Below are 15696 nucleotides of genomic sequence, written 5' to 3' on the forward strand. Positions count from 1 at the left end.
ATGGGTTGCGGGCATGATCACGATCACGAGGAATTTGACGAGCGCGGCAAGCTGATCGTGCCCGATGATGTGCAGGACGCGATCCGCACGTTGATCCGCTGGTCGGGCGATGACCCAACGCGCGAAGGTCTGCTGGATACGCCGGCGCGCGTTGCGCGGGCGTGGCGCGAATATTGCCAGGGCTATGGCGAGGATCCGGCCGTGCACCTTTCCCGCGTGTTCGAGGAAGTGGGCGGATATGACGAGATCGTGGTGCTCAAGGACATTCCGTTTCAGAGCCACTGCGAACATCATATGGCCCCGATCATCGGCAAGGCGGCGATTGCCTATCTGCCCACCAACCGCGTGGTGGGCATTTCCAAGCTGGCGCGCGTGCTGCACGGCTATGCCCGCCGGTTGCAGATTCAGGAACGGCTGACCGCGGAAGTGGCGGAATGTATCTGGAATCACCTCGAACCGCGCGGCGTGGCGGTGGTGATCGAGGCGAGCCATGCCTGCATGACTGCGCGCGGCGTGCGCACGCCGGGCGTCAACATGGTGACCAGCCGCGTGATGGGCCTGTTCCGCCGCGACGACAAGAGCCGGGGCGAAGTGCTGAAACTGATGGGGTACTGACCTGCACAGACGGGTTTATCGGGGTTTGAAAGAGACGACATGACGGCTTTGTATGTGCGCGGGGGACGGCCTCTGCGTGGGCGAATTGATCCTTCGGCCAACAAGAATGCGGTGCTGCCCGTGCTGTGCGCGACGCTTTTGACCGATGCGCCTATCACCTTGCGCAACGTGCCCGAAATCACCGATGTCACGCGAATCCACGATTTCTTCCGCGAACTGGGCAGTACGGTGCATTGGGACAAGGCGGCCAAGGTGCTGGAGATCGACCACAGCACGATCTCGCCCGGCGCGCGCGCGACCCTGCCGCAGGCCATGCGCGCGAGCATAATGATGATCCCCGGCCTGCTGGCCCGTCTGGGCGAAGCCCGGCTTGAAAACGAGGTGAAGGGCTGCACGCTGGGCGCGCGCGAGATCGATCCGCATGTGGCCGTGTTCAAGGCGTTCGGCGCGGAAGTTTCGAACGAAGGCAAGAACATCGTTTTTCGCAAGAAGGATCGGGGCGAGGGGACGCGGATGTGGCTGGAATATGCCAGCGTCACCACCACCGAAAACTTCATCATCAGCGCGCTGACCGCCAACGGCACCAGTCAGATCGTCAACGCCGCCTGCGAGCCGCATGTGCAGGAAATGTGCGCCTTCCTCGAAGCGATGGGCGCGCGGATCAAGGGCAAGGGGACCAGCATGGTCTCGGTCGAAGGCGGGGTGGAGCTGCACGGCGCGGATTACACCTTCGTGGAGGATTTCCACGAGGTCGCGACTTTCCTTGCGCTGGCGGCGGTAACGGGCGGCGATATTTCGGTGCGCAATTCGCAGCCGGAAAACTTCATGCTGATCGACCGGACTTTTGAAAAATTCGGGGCCGAGGTGGAGCACAAGGATGGTTGGTCGCGCCTGCAAGCGCCCGAACAGCTGGTTGTGCAAGCCAATTTCACGAGCCACCTGATCACAAAGGTGGAAGCCGCGCCCTGGCCCTATATCCCCGCCGACCTTCTGCCGATCTTCATTGCGCTGGGCGTGAAGGCCAAGGGGCAGACCATGTTCTGGAACAAGGTCTATGAAGGCGGCCTCACCTGGCATACCGAACTCAGCCTGTTCGGTGCGCACACGTTGCTATGCGATCCGCACCGCCTGATTACCTTTGGCGGTGACCGGCTGGTGCCGGCGACAGTGACCAGCCCCTATATCATCCGCGTGGCGATTGCCCTGCTGATGGTGGCCGCGAGCATCGAGGGCGAATCGACCATTCTGGACGCCGACCCGATCCGCCGCGCGCATCCCAATTTCGTGCCCAATATCGATTCGCTGGGCGTGAATGTCGAGTGGGGCGCATGACCCCGCAGAACACGCTGGTGCCCACCTATGGCGACATGCTGATTGCGATGGCGGGGTGGCTGGACAAGGCGCAGCAGCGAATGAAGCCAGAAGACGCGGATCGCCTGATGGCAGCGCGCCTGGCGCCCGATATGTTCCCGCTGGCAACGCAGGTGCGGTTTACCTGCGTTCAGGCACTGGAAGGTATCCACCGGCTGGCCCGTGCGCCGTTTCCGCCACTGGTTGATGAATTATTGGCCGAAGGGCGCGAGGCCGGGGAGAATCCGGGCACGTTCGCCGATACCCGGCTGCGCCTGACCCAGACGATCGAACTGGTTGAACAGGCCGGGGCGACTTTGCCGGCCGAAACCGATCCGCAATCCCCCCTTGAGCACGCTTTGCCCATGGGCATCGTGTTCGACCTGACGGTAGAACAATATGTGCGGGACTGGGCGTTACCGCAGTTCTATTTTCATCTGATGGCCGCTTATTGCATCCTGCGCATGACGGGCTTGCCCCTGGGCAAGGCGGATTATGTGCAGCACATGGTTCCCTACATCCGGCCCGGAACCATGCCCGCCGCACAATAGGCACAGAGCCATCGAAAAAGGGCGGCACTGGGGCCGCCCTTTTTGTGTTTGCGTAAGGTGGCTGCCTTACAGCTGCCCCAGCATATGTTCGGCGCTGGATACCTTGAATTCGCCGGGGCCTTCGACGTTCACTTCTTCCACCACGCCGTCATTCACGATCAGCGAGTAGCGCTGCGAACGCTTGCCCATGCCAAAGCCCGAAAAATCGGCATCAAGGCCCAGCGCGGCTGCGAATTCGCCATTGCCATCGGCCAGCATGGTGATGTCATCCGATCCGCCGGCCTTGTTCCACGCGCCCAGCACGAAGGCATCGTTCACCGCCGTGCAGGCGATCTCGTCCACGCCCTTGGCCTTCAGTTCAGCCGCCTTTTCGACATAGCCGGGCAGGTGCTTGGCCGAGCAGGTGGGGGTGAAGGCACCCGGCACCGCGAACAGCGCCACTTTCTTGCCCGCGAAATATTCGGCGCTGCTGACCTTTTCCGGCCCGCCTTCGGTGACTTTCACCAGTGTCACGTCGGGAAGCTTGTCGCCTTTTGCAATCGTCATGTGAGGTATCCTTCCTTGGCCCTGTCCACGGCAGAGATAAGGCTTGCGCGGCTTTGTGCAAGGCGGATGGCGGGCTTGTCGCGGACGCGCGCGCGCTCTATGTGCATGTGCCAATAGCGCGTTGCATGGAGCCCCGGCGACGCTTCACCCCCACATGACAGGAGAAGTGCGCGTGGCAACTCTGGCTGCTCAGCCCGATTACATCATCAAGGACATCTCGCTTGCCGAATTCGGCCGGGACGAGATCAACATCGCCGAAACCGAAATGCCCGGCCTGATGGCCCTGCGCGAGGAATTCGGCGCGGCCAAGCCGCTGCGCGGCGCGCGCATCACCGGCTCGCTGCACATGACAATCCAGACCGCGGTTCTGATCGAAACGCTGGTGGAACTGGGCGCCGATGTGCGCTGGGCCACCTGCAACATCTTCTCGACCCAGGATCACGCCGCCGCCGCCATTGCCGCGCGCGGCATTCCCGTCTTCGCGGTCAAGGGCGAAAGCCTTGCCGAATACTGGGACTATGTCGGCCGCATCTTCGACTGGGGCGAGGAGGATACCTGCAACATGATCCTCGACGACGGCGGCGATGCCACCATGTTCGCCCTTTGGGGTGCGCGGGTCGAAGCGGGCGAGGACCTGTTCGAGCCGAGCAATGCCGAGGAAATCGAATTCGTCCGTGCGCTGAAGGAATTTCTGGCGAAGAAGCCCGGCTATCTGACCAAGACCGTGAAGAACATTCGCGGCGTGTCCGAAGAAACCACCACCGGCGTGCATCGCCTCTACCAGATCGCCAAGAACGGCAAGCTGCCTTTCCCCGCGATCAATGTGAACGACAGCGTCACCAAGTCGAAATTCGACAACCTCTATGGCTGCAAGGAATCGCTGGTGGACGCCATCCGCCGTGCGACCGACGTGATGCTGGCGGGCAAGGTCGCCTGCGTGGCCGGCTTTGGCGATGTCGGCAAGGGCAGCGCCGATTCGCTGCGCCAGGGCGGCGCGCGTGTGATGGTGACCGAAATCGACCCGATCTGCGCTCTTCAGGCCGCGATGGAAGGTTATGAAGTCGTCACCATGGAAGAAGCGGTGAAGCGCTGCGACATCTTCGTGACCGCCACCGGCAACGAGGATGTGATCACCGCCGAGCATATGATGGCGATGAAGCCGATGAGCATCGTGTGCAATATCGGCCACTTTGACAGCGAAATCCAGATTTCGGCGCTGGCGAACTACACCTGGAAGGAAATCAAGCCGGGCACAGACCTCGTCACCTTCCCCGATGGCAAGAGCATTATCATTCTCGCGAAGGGCCGGCTGGTGAACCTGGGCTGCGCCACCGGCCATCCCAGCTTCGTGATGAGCTGTTCCTTCACCAACCAGGTGCTGGCACAGATTGAACTGTGGCAGCGTGGGCATGATTATTCCAAGGAAGTGCATATCCTGCCAAAGCACCTCGACGAGAAGGTGGCTGCGCTGCATCTGCCAAAGCTGGGTGTGCAATTGACCAAGCTGACCAAGAAGCAGGCCGATTATATCGGTGTGCCGCTGTCCGGCCCGTTCAAGCCCGATCATTACCGTTACTGATTGCAATTGACGCGATATTGCGGGCGTTTCCCCGATTTGCGGGGGAACGCCCGCTTCCTTTTGCGCGCCCCTGTTGCATCCCCGGCGCGGGCCTCATAGCTGTGAGAGCATGGAATTGAGCCCCTCTGCAATGGCGCTGCTCGGCCTGCTTCTGGCAGGCTGGACCTTTGGCGCGGTGTGGGTGGTGGTCGCCGCGCAAAAGCGGGCGCGCGCGGCGCGCGCCGCGCGCGTCACCGCACGGCGGCTGTCGCGGATGATCGACGATTGCCCGGCGATCCCCTTGCTCGTCCGCGGCGACGGGCGGCTGGAAGGGCCGGACCGGCTGGCGGCATGGCTGGGCATGGCGAAAATGCCGGGTTTCCTGTCCGAACTGGGCGGAGAGGATTTCGGCCTTTCCCCCCTCGATCTGGCGGATTTGCGCGAAGCGGTGCGCCGCACGCAAAAAACCGCGACGCCGTTTCAGCTTGTCCTCACCCCGCAAGGTTCGACCAAGAGCCTGGCGATCCGTGGGCAGCAGGCCGATCCTGCCGTGGCCGCGCCCGGCACCGCGCTGCTGTGGTGGTTCGACTTTTCCGAAAGCCAGGGCGAACTGGCTCGGTTGCGGGCCGAGGCGGCGCGTGCACGCAACGATTTTGCCGCTCTGGTGGGCCTGATCGAAGCGGCGCCCATGCCGATGTGGTTTCGCGGGCCCGACATGACGCTGCGGCTGGTCAACAGCGCCTATGTCAAGGCGGTGGAGGCGGACAGCGCGCAAAGCGTGGTGGAGCAGCAGATCGAACTGATCGAGCCTCTGGATGGCCTCTCCGCCGCACAGATCGCCCGCCAGTCGCGCGACCGCAACCTGCCCGTCGAACGGATCGTGCAGGCCACCATCGGCAACCAGCGGCGTGCATTGCGCGTGTCCGACCTGCCATTGGGCGACGAAGGTGTGGCCGGCTATGCCATCGACATCGAGGAGATGGAGGAGCAGGCCCGCGCTTTCCGCGCCTTCCGCGAGGCGCAGCGCTCGATGCTCGATCAGCTTTCGGTGGGTGTCGCGCAGTTCGATGCCGACAGGCGGCTGACCTTCATCAACCAGCCCTTCATGCGCATTTTCGCTTTGCCGGTATCGGTGCAGATCGATCCGCCCGATTTCGATCGCTTTCTGGACATGGCGCGGGATAAGGCGCGGCTGCCCGAAATGCGCGATTTTCCGGCCTTTCGGCGCGAACTCGCCAGCTGGTTCCGCGCCGATGCGCCCAGCGAACAGGCATGGACGCTGTCGGACAACACCCATCTGCGCATCGTGGCGCAGCCCATGCCCGATGGCGGGCTGGTTCTGGTGGCAGAGGACAGGTCGGAACAACTGGCGCTGTCCGCCACCCGCGACACGTTGCTGCGCACCCGCACGGCGACGTTCGACAGCCTGTTCGAATCGCTGGCCGTGTTTGCGCCCGATGGCCGCATCCAGCTCTGGAACCGCCGCTTCCCAGAGATATGGGGGATCGAGGCGGAATTCATGGACAGCCACCCGCATATCGACACGCTGCTCGACCGCATCATGCAGGTGCTCGCGCGTCCGGGCCAGCGCGCGGCGATTGGCGAGGTGGTCCGCGCGGCCACGCTCGATCGCAAGCAGCGCGGCGGGCGTGTGCTGCTGTCGGATGGGCGCACGCTGGAATTTGCCGGGGTCCCGCTTCCCGATGGCAACGGCCTGCTTACCGTGCTGGATGTGACCGATTCGACCAAGGCCGAGGCGGCGCTGCGTGAACGCAACGCCGCGCTGGAAGAAGCCGACGCGGTCAAAACGCGATTCCTGGCAAATATGAGCTACGAATTCCGCACACCTCTCACCTCCATCGGCGGGTTTGCCGAATTGCTGCAATCGGGCGTGGCGGGCGAATTGACCCCGCAGGCGCAGGATTATGTCGCTGCAATTCTTGCCTCGGTTGAACGGCTTACATCGCAGATCGAAAGCGTGCTTGACCTGACGCAAAGCGAGGCCGGCCTCCTTCCCATGGCGATGGAGGAGGTGGACGTGCTTGCCTTTGTCACCGGCATTGTGCGCGAACGCGAAGACGCGATCGAGGCGCGCGACATCGCGCTCGACCTGCGCGGAGACAAGGGTGCAGGCAAGATACAGGCGGATCGGCGTCAGCTGGGGCGCGCGATCGGCAATATCCTCGACAATGCAATTGCCGCCGTGCCTGAGAAATCGGGTCGCATTCTGGTGATGCTGGCGCGGCGCAAGAATGGCGTGCGTGTGGTCATCTCGGATAACGGCCCCGGCATGCGCCCCGGCGAACTGGCGCGCGCGCTGGAAGGTTACGGGCTGGCGCGCGATGGCAGCGGGAAGGAAAAGCGCGGGCTGGGCCTGCCGCTTTCGCGCCAGCTTATCGAGGCGCATGGTGGGAGGCTGGATATTCAGAGCGAGAGGGGCGCGGGCACCACCGTGACCATCAGCCTGCCGTGATCGAACATTTGCCCGATCTTGTGGCCATGCAGGCCTTTGGCGCGAGGATTGCGGCACGCCTGCGTGCGGGTGATGTGGTGGCGCTCAGTGGCGGGCTGGGCGCGGGCAAGACCACTTTGTCGCGCGCGATCCTCGCCGCGCTGGGGCACGCAGGTGATGTGCCGTCGCCTACCTTCACGATTATCGAGGTTTATGATGCACCCGCCATGCGCTTGCCGGTGATCCATGCCGATTTCTACCGGCTGGATGACCCGGCAGAGGCCGCAGAACTGGGACTGGACGATTACCGCGAAGGTGCCGCGCTGCTGGCTGAATGGCCCGACCGTGCCGGAGGCTTTGCGCAGGAGGCGGGTTGCCTGTCGATCACACTGGAAATCCACGGCGAAGGGCGGTGGGCGATTGTCGAAGGCGGGGCGGATTGGCTAGGGCGGATGCCATGAGCGCGCAATTGCCCGACGGCATCGATTCCTTCCTTGCAAACGCCGGCTGGGGCGGGGCTGTCGCGGAGCCTTTGCCCGGCGATGCCAGTTTCCGCCGCTATTTCCGTATTCGCCGCGCGGGCCGCCCCACCGCCATGCTGATGCACGCGCCGCCGCCGCACGAAGATCCCGGCCCGTTCCTCCATGTCGGCAACTGGCTGCTGGAGCAGGGTATGCGCGCCCCCGCGATTTTGGCGACTGACCTGGACCGCGGCCTCGTGCTGATCGAGGATTTCGGCCACGACCGGATGCGCGATTGGCTGGAATTGAATCCAGAGGCGGAAGAGGCAACATACCGCGCCGCGATCGATGCGCTGCTGGCGCTGCGCCGCTGCCCGCCCGGCCCGTTTGCGCCCTATGACGAGCCGACCTATCTGCGCGAGGTGGCGCTGTTCTTCCAGTGGTTCTGCCCTGCTGCAGGTCTTGACGTGGACGAAGAGGGATTCCTTGCGGCGTGGAGCGAGGTGCTTCGCCCGGTGATGTCGCGCCAATATCCGGGCGTGTGCGTGCTGCGCGACTACCATGCGGAAAACATTATGTTGATGCCTGATGGCGCGCAGGGCATCATCGATTTCCAGGACGCGCTGGTGGGGCATCCCGCCTATGATCTGGTCTCGCTGTTGCAGGATGCGCGCCGCGACGTATCACCCGAACTGGAACAGGCGATGCTGGATTACTACCTCGCCCATGCCGATGCGGGGGAAGACTTCTTGGCCGATTACGCGGTGCTGGGGGCGCAGCGCAACGCCAAGATCGTGGGCATTTTCACGCGGTTGTGGCGGCGTGACAGCAAGCCGCGCTACCTTTCGCTGATCCCGCGCGTGTGGGAGGCGATGGAGCGCGATCTGGCACATCCTGCACTTGGCCCCGTGGCGCGGTGGTTCGATGCCAATGTGCCTGCCGAATGGCGCGCGCGGCGCGGCGACCTGACGCAATGATCCGGCTCGCATCCGACACCGCGATGGTGATGGCGGCGGGCCTTGGCAAGCGGATGCGCCCGCTCACCGCCAGCCAGCCCAAGCCGATGGTGCGGGTGGCGGGAAAGCCCCTGATCGATCACGCGCTTGACAAGCTGGCCGAGGCCGGAGTGGCCCGCGCGGTGGTGAATGTGCATTACTTTGCCGATGTGCTCGAAGGGCATCTGGCCGAGCGCAAGAAGCCCGCCATTGCGATTTCGGACGAGCGGGAGCGCCTGCTCGAAACCGGCGGCGGCATGGTCAAGGCGCAACACCTGCTGCCCGATCCTTTCTTCTGCCTCAACAGTGACAATCTGTGGCTCGACGGGCCGAAAAACGCCTTTCAGGATCTGTCCGAGCGGTGGGACGCGGAGAGGATGGATGCGCTGCTGCTGTTGGTGGCGCACAAGCGGGCCAGCAACTTCGTGGGCAAGGGCGATTTCCACATGGATCCCTATGGCAGGCTGACGCGCCGCAGATCGGGCAAGATCGCGCCCTATATCTTCACCGGCATCCAGCTCGTCTCCAAACGCTTGCTTCGCGATGCACCGCAGGGGCCGTTTTCCACCAATGTGCTGTGGGACCGTGCTATGGCGGAAGGGCGGCTGTATGGCCTTGCCTTTACCGGGCGCTGGTTCGAAGTCGGCACGCCTGCCGCCATCCGGCCCACCGAACTGGCGCTGGCGGACAATTGCTAGGCGCTGATGGAACGCAAGGCGCCCCGCATCTATTCGATCGCCGCACATCGCGGCTTTGCCGATGCGCTGGTGGCGGGGCTGGTGCCGCGCTATTCCGAGCCGGGCTTCGGCCTTGCACGGCTGACGCTGCTCCTGCCCAGCACCCGCGCCCGCCGAACCATCGAGGAAGCCTTCATTCGCCATTTTGGCGCTCAGGGGCAGCATGGCCTGCTGATGCCGCGCATGGCGGTTGTGGGTGATCTTGATCTGGATGAAGCCCTTGGCCCGCTGATCGACAATCTGGGCGCCGCGCTGGATGTGCCGCCCGCTGCCGATCCCACCGCGCGCTGGCTGATGCTGGCCCGCTTCCTGCGCGAGGAACTGGGCGCAGATGCTCCGGCAGATGCGGCACTGCTGCGGCTTGCCTACCAACTGGGGCAGACGATGGACCGGCTGCTGGTGGAGGAAGTCGCGCCCGAATGTCTGCTGGACCCCGCCACGCTGGGTTTGGCGGAAGATCTGGCGCAGCACTGGCTGGCCAGCCTGCGCATCTTCCTGCGCGTGCAGCACCGCTGGCGGGAGCATCTGGACGCGAGCGGGCAGGTGGACGCCGCGACACGGCGCAACCTGCTGTTTTCGCAAACCGCGCGACGGCTGCGCGCCAATCCCCCCGCAACCCCAATTGTAGCAGCTGGCGTAACCAGCGCCGCGCCCGCACTCGCCCGCCTGCTGCGCGCGGTGGCAGACCTGCCGGGCGGGGCGGTGATTCTGCCCGATCTCGATTTGTCGATGCCCGATTCTGCGTGGGACGAGCTGGGCAGCGCCGGTGCATCGGAAGGCGAGGAGGGGCCGTTTGGCAAGGGTGATGCTCTCACCCATCCACAATACCACCTCAAGCTGCTGCTGGGCCGTATGGGCATTGCCCGCGCCGAGGTGCAGCCATGGCACCGCGCGGGGCTGGGCAAAGGGCCGCCCGAACGCAGCCACGCGATTTCCAGCCTGTTCCTGCCTCCGCAGGCCAGCCGCGCCTGGGCGGATCTGCCTGCCGAAAAGCGTCGCCTTGCCGGTGTGCGGTTAATGGAAAGCGCACATCCTGAGGAGGAAGCGCAGGCCATTGCCCTGCTGGTGCGCGAGGCGCTGGAGGAACCGGAAAAACGCGTGGCGCTGGTTACTCCTGATCGCGGCCTGGCCGCGCGCGTGGTGCAGCATTTGCGGCGCTGGCATATCGAGGCGGATGACAGTGCGGGCCGCCCGTTGCCGCAGACCGCGGCGGGGCGCGTGATCCTGCTGCTCGCCGAGGTAATGGCGGAAAATGCCGCCCCCGTGCCGCTGCTCGCGCTGCTCGGCCATCCGCTCGTGCGGCGCGGGGATGCGCGCGAAGCATGGCTGAAGGCGGTGCGCCGGATGGAACGGCGCCTGCGCGGCCCGCGCCCGTCACCCGGCCTTGGCCCCTTGCGCGCCATCGCGGACGAGGCTGGCCTGCACGAGTGGTGGGGCGAGGTGGAAGCGATCCTTGCGCCGCTGTGTGATCCGTCGGCAAGCGTGCTGCTGGCCGACCAACTCGCCGCTTTGCAGAAGGCGGGCGAGGCGCTGTGCGGCGAGGATTTGTGGTCGCGCGAGGATGGCCGCGCGCTTGCGCGACTGTTCGAAAACCTGCGCCTGCACGCAGGCGAAGCGGGAACGCAGGTGGCGGCGGACCAGATAGGCAAGGTGCTGCGCGATGCGATGGAGCGTGAAGCGGTGCGCCCACCCTATGGCGGGCATCCGCGCGTGGCCATTTACGGGCTGCTTGAAAGCCGGATGACGCGCGCCGACCTGGTGATCTGCGCCGGGCTGAACGAAGGGGTGTGGCCACAGCCGCCGGGCAATGATCCGCTGCTTGCCCCCGCGATCCTGCGTGCGCTGGGCGTGCCGGGCGCAGACTTCCGCATCGGTTTGGCCGCGCATGATCTGGCGGGCGCGTTGGGGGCGCCGCATGTGGTGCTGAGCCGGGCGCGGCGCGATGCGGGTGGGCCGGTGATCGCCTCGCGTTTCTGGCTGCGCGTTTGCGCGCTTTTGGGAGACAATCTGCCGACCGATATTGCGGCCGCGCCCGCGATCCGGCTGGCTCGCGCGCTGGACAGTGCCCCGCGCGTGCCGCCGCATCCGCGCCCTTCACCGCGCCCCACGGCGCAGCAGCGGCAGAGAGGTGAATTCAGCGTCACCACGCTCGACCGGCTGCGCAGCGATCCGTATCAGTTCTATGCCCAGAAGGTGCTGGGTCTGTCCGAACTTGAATTGCTCGACGCCGCACCCACGCCCGCCTGGCAGGGCACGCTGGCGCACGCAATTCTGGAGGATTGGCACGAAAGCGGGGGCACAGCCGATCTGGCCGGATTGGCCGAAATGCATTTGGAGGAAATGCGCGCCCACCCGCTGATGCGGGCACTGTGGAAGCCGCGCCTTCTCAAAGCGCTCGAATGGGTCAAGCTGACGGTGGAGTCCGATCCCGACCGCATCCCGGTCGTGTGGGAGAAAAAGGGCCAGATAGACTGGCGCGGCGTTACCATTACTGGCAAGGCCGACCGGATCGACCGGCTGGCCGATGGGACGCTCGCGATTGTCGATTACAAGACCGGTGGCCCGCCCAAGAAGGCGCAGGTTGCGGCAGGCTTTGCCATGCAATTGGGCACGTTGGCCCTGATGGCGGAGCGCGGCGCGTGGCCCCGCGCGACTGGGCGCCCGGCGGCATTCGAATACTGGTCGCTGGGCAAACACAAGAACAGCCCGACGGGTTTTGGCTATGTGGAAGTGCCGTTGAAGGTTGGCGCTGCGAGAACCGGACTGCTGCCCGAAGAATTCCTTCCCAAGGCCCGCGCCTTTCTGGATGACGCGATCGACCGGTGGATTCTGGGCGATGAGGGCTTCACCGCGCGCCTCAACCCCGATGCCAAGGTCTACAATTCCTACGACCATCTGATGCGTCTGGAAGAATGGATGGGCCGCGAGGAGGACGAGGGATGAGCGGCAGGCTGTTCCCGCTGCAGGATAATCAGCGCGACGCGGTGGATCCGCAGGACAGCGTGTGGCTGTCCGCCTCTGCCGGAACGGGCAAGACGCAGGTGCTGTCCGCGCGCGTCCTGCGACTGCTTTTGCGGCCCGATGTGCGCCCTGAAAATATCCTGTGCCTGACCTTTACCAAGGCTGGCGCTGCCGAAATGGCGACGCGCGTGAACGAGGTGCTGGCGCGCTGGGTGCGGATGAATGACGCGGAACTGGCGGGCGAATTGCTGAAGATCGGCGCCGATAACGATCAGGACACCTTGTCGCGTGCGCGCACGCTGTTTGCCAGCGTGCTCGATTGTCCTGGCGGCGGCTTGCGTATCGATACGATCCATGCCTTTTCGCAATGGCTGCTTTCCGCATTTCCCTCCGAAGCCGGGCTTGAGCCGGGCGCGCGGCCGATGGAGGACCGCGACCGCGATCTGCTGGCGCAACAGGTGCTGTCGCAGCTGGTGGCCGATTGGCAGGATGAGCATGAGGGCGAGGCGATTGCCGCACTGGAAATGCTGTCGGAACGGTTGGGGCCGGATGAAACGCGCAAATGGCTGACCCAATGCGCCGCCGCCTCTGCCGCATGGCACGGCCCCGGCGCGTTCCAGCCGCCGATGCGCCCGCTGGTGAATGCACGGCTGGGGCTGGCGGAGGATGAAACACGCGAAATGCTGGCCCAATGGTGCAGCGATGGGCAGTTCGATTGCGCAGCGCTGCGTCAGATAGCCGACGCCTATCACGCGTGGGGCGCCACCACCGCGCAGCCATATGTGGACGCGATCAGCCGCTGGTTCGGCCTTGATGAGGCGGGACGCCTGGATTGCTTGGCCGATCTGCGCGACAGGTTGTTCAACGCCGAAGGTCAGCTCAAATACGCCAAGAATATCGCCAAATTCGATTCCGGCATTGGAGCAGTGGGCGATGACCTGCTGGCCGGAATAAACGCGTTGCTTCAGCGCAAATGCCTGTTCGACCTTGCCGATCTGTTGGCGCCCGCGCTCGATATCGGGCGGCGCTATGCGCTGGCGTGGGAGGAGGCAAAGCGCCGCGAAGGTCTGCTCGATTTCGATGACCTGATCCGTTCCGCCGCGGCGCTGCTGGGCCAAGCCGGCGTGGGCGATTGGATCCGCTACAAGCTCGACCGGCGTTTCGATCATATCCTGATCGACGAGGCGCAGGACACCAACGAAGCGCAATGGTCGATCATCGATGCGCTGACGGGCGACTTCTTTGCCGGCCTGGGGCAGCGCGACGACAAGCTGCGCACGCTGTTCGTGGTGGGCGATTACAAGCAGGCGATCTTCGGCTTTCAGGGCACCAGCCCGGAAAACTTCGCCGCCGCGCGCGACCGGTATCGCCAGCAATTGGCGCAGCGGACGCAGAATGTGGCGCAGATGCGCGCCAATATCCCCGCGCGCGAACTGGTCGAATTGCCGCTTGGCCGATCCTACCGCACTGCGCAGGATGTGCTCGATTTCGTGGACCGGGCGGTGGAAGCGATCGGGCCGGGTGCGCTGGGACTGACCGACGCATACGAACCGCATGTGGGCGATGCCGCACGTCCGGGGCTCGTTCGCCTCTGGCAACCCGTGCGCGCCACCGACAGGGACGAAGAAGGAGACGAAGGCGAGGAGGGCGCCGACGCCGATCCCTGGCTGTCCGCTCCCGAACGGCGGATGGCGGGCAAGATCGCTGCGCAGATCAGGGAATGGATGGATTACGGCTTTCCGCTGGTGAAGGGCGGTGCGCGCAATGCCGGGCCGGGCGATGTGATGGTGCTGGTGCGCAAAAGGCGCGAACTGGCGGGCCTCATCGTGGCGCGCCTGCATGCGGCCGGCGTGCCGGTTGCGGGGGTGGACCGGCTGCGGCTGGGCGCGCCGCTGGCGGTGAAGGATCTGATGGCGGCCTTGCGCTTTGCCGCGCAGCCAGGCGATGATCTCAGCCTTGCCGCGCTGCTCGTCTCCCCCATTTTCGGATGGAGCCAGGAGGAATTGCTGGCCCATGGCTATCGGGACAAGATCAGCCTCTGGGAGCATTTGCAGGCGAACCGCGCGCCGCGTGTGCGCGAAGCAGTTGATATGCTGCTGGCGCTGCTGGCGCGGGCCGATTTCGAACCCCCGCAGGCGCTGCTCCATTGGATGCTGATCGGCCCGTGGCGTGCGCGCGCCAAGCTGGCCGCGCGGCTGGGGCGCGATGCGAACGACCCGATCGACGAACTGCTCAATGCCGCGCACGCCTTTGCTGCCGCGCATGTGCCCAGCCTGCAAGGCTTCATCCACTGGTTCGATGCGGGCGCAGGCGAGCTCAAGCGCGAATCGGGCGAGGGGGCCAGCGCGCAGCAGGTGCGGGTGATGACGGTGCACGGGTCGAAGGGGCTGCAGGCGCCCATTGTGATTCTGGCCGATGCCACGGGCGATCCGCACAAGCCTGCCGTCAGCGCCAGCGAATTGCCCGGCGATGCCGTCCTAGGGAAAGTGGCGATGCCGCTCCCTCCCTTGAGCAAGGACATGAAAATCCCTGCAATTGTGGAGGCCGATGCACGGGCGCAGGCCGAGAGTCTGGCCGAGCACTGGCGCCTGCTCTACGTCGCGATGACCAGGGCAGAGGAGGCTTTGTTCATCGGCGGTGCGCTGGGCAAGCGGGAGAAGGAGCCGAGGCCCGATAGCTGGTATGCGCGCCTTGCCCCGCTGTTTCCCGAAATGCCCGAACACGATCCCATCTGGGGCGGGCGGCAGGATTGGGGATCGCTTCCCGAACCGGTGCTGAAAGTGCCACAGGACGACCAAGGAGCACGGATGGAACTGCCGGTCTGGGCGGTTACTCCGGTTGGCCCCGAACCGCGCCCGCCACGCCCTTTGGCACCGTCGGCCGCGGGGGAGGAACAGGGCGCCGATCCGCCGCTGCCGCCCGATGTTGCGGCGCAGGCGGCGCGGCGCGGCGTGCTGATGCACAAGCTGATCGAACGCTTGCCCGACATCGCTCCCGCTGATCGAGAGCGGCTGGGCGCGGCCTGGTTGCAGCGGCTGGCGGGCGATCTGTCCGAGAGTGAGCGCGCCGATATGCTTGCCCGATCGATCGCCGTGATCGCGCATCCCGATTGGGCGGAGCTGTTCGGACCATCTGCCTTGGCCGAAGTGCCGCTGGCCGCCACGGTGGATGGGCAGGTGATCGCGGGCACGGCCGACCGGTTGCTGGTGACCGAAACCCGCGTGCTGGTGGCCGATTTCAAGACCGCGCGTCGCCCGCCTGCCCACCTCGATCAAGTGCCAGTCGCAACGGTGAAGCAAATGGCCGCCTATGCCGCCGCGCTCGACGTGATCTTTCCGGGCCGGCAGGTGGAAGCGGCCGTAATTTACACCCAGACGCCGCAATTGATTGAAATTCCCGCAGAACTGCTGAGCGCGCACAAACCCGCCTTGGGCGTACCGCAATAAACCTTTGGCTGCGCCATATTGCCC

At 65.0% G+C, this 15696-nt stretch carries 11 protein-coding genes; 10 read left to right on the top strand and 1 reads right to left on the bottom strand.

The annotated features are described in order from the left end of the window. From folE to WFP39_RS00470, 3 genes are read left to right on the top strand one after another with little or no spacing between them, the layout of a single operon-like run. The gene (gene folE, locus WFP39_RS00460; protein ID WP_336917518.1) at positions 1-615 is read left to right on the top strand and encodes a GTP cyclohydrolase I FolE; all 615 of its coding nucleotides are present in this window, start codon (positions 1-3) and stop codon (positions 613-615) included. A gap of 39 nt (positions 616-654) precedes the next feature. Next, a complete protein-coding gene (locus tag WFP39_RS00465; RefSeq protein WP_336917132.1) occupies positions 655-1947 on the top strand; it encodes a UDP-N-acetylglucosamine 1-carboxyvinyltransferase in 1293 nt (430 codons plus the stop codon). Continuing rightward, entirely contained in the window at positions 1944-2516 is a 573-nt protein-coding gene (locus WFP39_RS00470) for a DUF1993 domain-containing protein (RefSeq protein WP_336917133.1), read from the top strand. Before WFP39_RS00465 ends, WFP39_RS00470 begins: the two co-directional genes overlap by 4 nt. Positions 2517-2582: 66 nt before the next feature. Here WFP39_RS00470 and WFP39_RS00475 read toward each other — a convergent pair whose 3' ends face one another. Continuing rightward, the gene (locus WFP39_RS00475) at positions 2583-3062 is read right to left on the bottom strand and encodes a peroxiredoxin (protein ID WP_336917134.1); all 480 of its coding nucleotides are present in this window, start codon (positions 3060-3062) and stop codon (positions 2583-2585) included. Positions 3063-3216: 154 nt separating this feature from the next. Here WFP39_RS00475 and ahcY point away from each other — a divergent pair, with 154 nt between their 5' ends. From ahcY to addA, 7 genes are all read left to right on the top strand, one after another. Continuing rightward, positions 3217-4641 carry an adenosylhomocysteinase gene (ahcY, locus tag WFP39_RS00480; protein ID WP_336917135.1) on the top strand — a complete coding sequence of 475 codons (1425 nt, stop codon included), beginning with the start codon at positions 3217-3219 and terminating at the stop codon, positions 4639-4641. Between the two features lie 109 nt (positions 4642-4750). Next, positions 4751-7093, top strand: coding sequence for a PAS domain-containing sensor histidine kinase (locus tag WFP39_RS00485; protein ID WP_336917136.1), 2343 nt, complete (start codon positions 4751-4753; stop codon positions 7091-7093). Beyond that, a complete protein-coding gene (gene tsaE, locus WFP39_RS00490) occupies positions 7090-7533 on the top strand; it encodes a tRNA (adenosine(37)-N6)-threonylcarbamoyltransferase complex ATPase subunit type 1 TsaE (RefSeq protein ID WP_336917137.1) in 444 nt (147 codons plus the stop codon). The genes WFP39_RS00485 and tsaE overlap by 4 nt, the downstream gene beginning before the upstream one ends. Continuing rightward, complete coding sequence (locus WFP39_RS00495; RefSeq protein WP_336917138.1) at positions 7530-8510, top strand: aminoglycoside phosphotransferase family protein; 981 nt, start codon at positions 7530-7532, stop codon at positions 8508-8510. Before tsaE ends, WFP39_RS00495 begins: the two co-directional genes overlap by 4 nt. After that, on the top strand, positions 8507-9226 hold the full coding sequence (locus WFP39_RS00500) for a nucleotidyltransferase family protein (protein ID WP_336917140.1): 720 nt from the start codon (positions 8507-8509) through the stop codon (positions 9224-9226). Before WFP39_RS00495 ends, WFP39_RS00500 begins: the two co-directional genes overlap by 4 nt. Positions 9227-9232: 6 nt before the next feature. Continuing rightward, positions 9233-12208 (top strand): double-strand break repair protein AddB, encoded by a 2976-nt coding sequence (gene addB, locus WFP39_RS00505; RefSeq protein ID WP_336917141.1) that lies wholly within the window; start codon positions 9233-9235, stop codon positions 12206-12208. After that, positions 12205-15672: a double-strand break repair helicase AddA gene (addA, locus tag WFP39_RS00510; RefSeq protein WP_336917142.1), complete on the top strand. Its 3468-nt coding sequence runs from the start codon at positions 12205-12207 to the stop codon at positions 15670-15672. The genes addB and addA overlap by 4 nt, the downstream gene beginning before the upstream one ends. Positions 15673-15696 lie beyond the last annotated feature (24 nt).

The organism is Alteraurantiacibacter lauratis (assembly GCF_037154155.1).
GTDB lineage: Bacteria > Pseudomonadota > Alphaproteobacteria > Sphingomonadales > Sphingomonadaceae > Alteraurantiacibacter > Alteraurantiacibacter lauratis.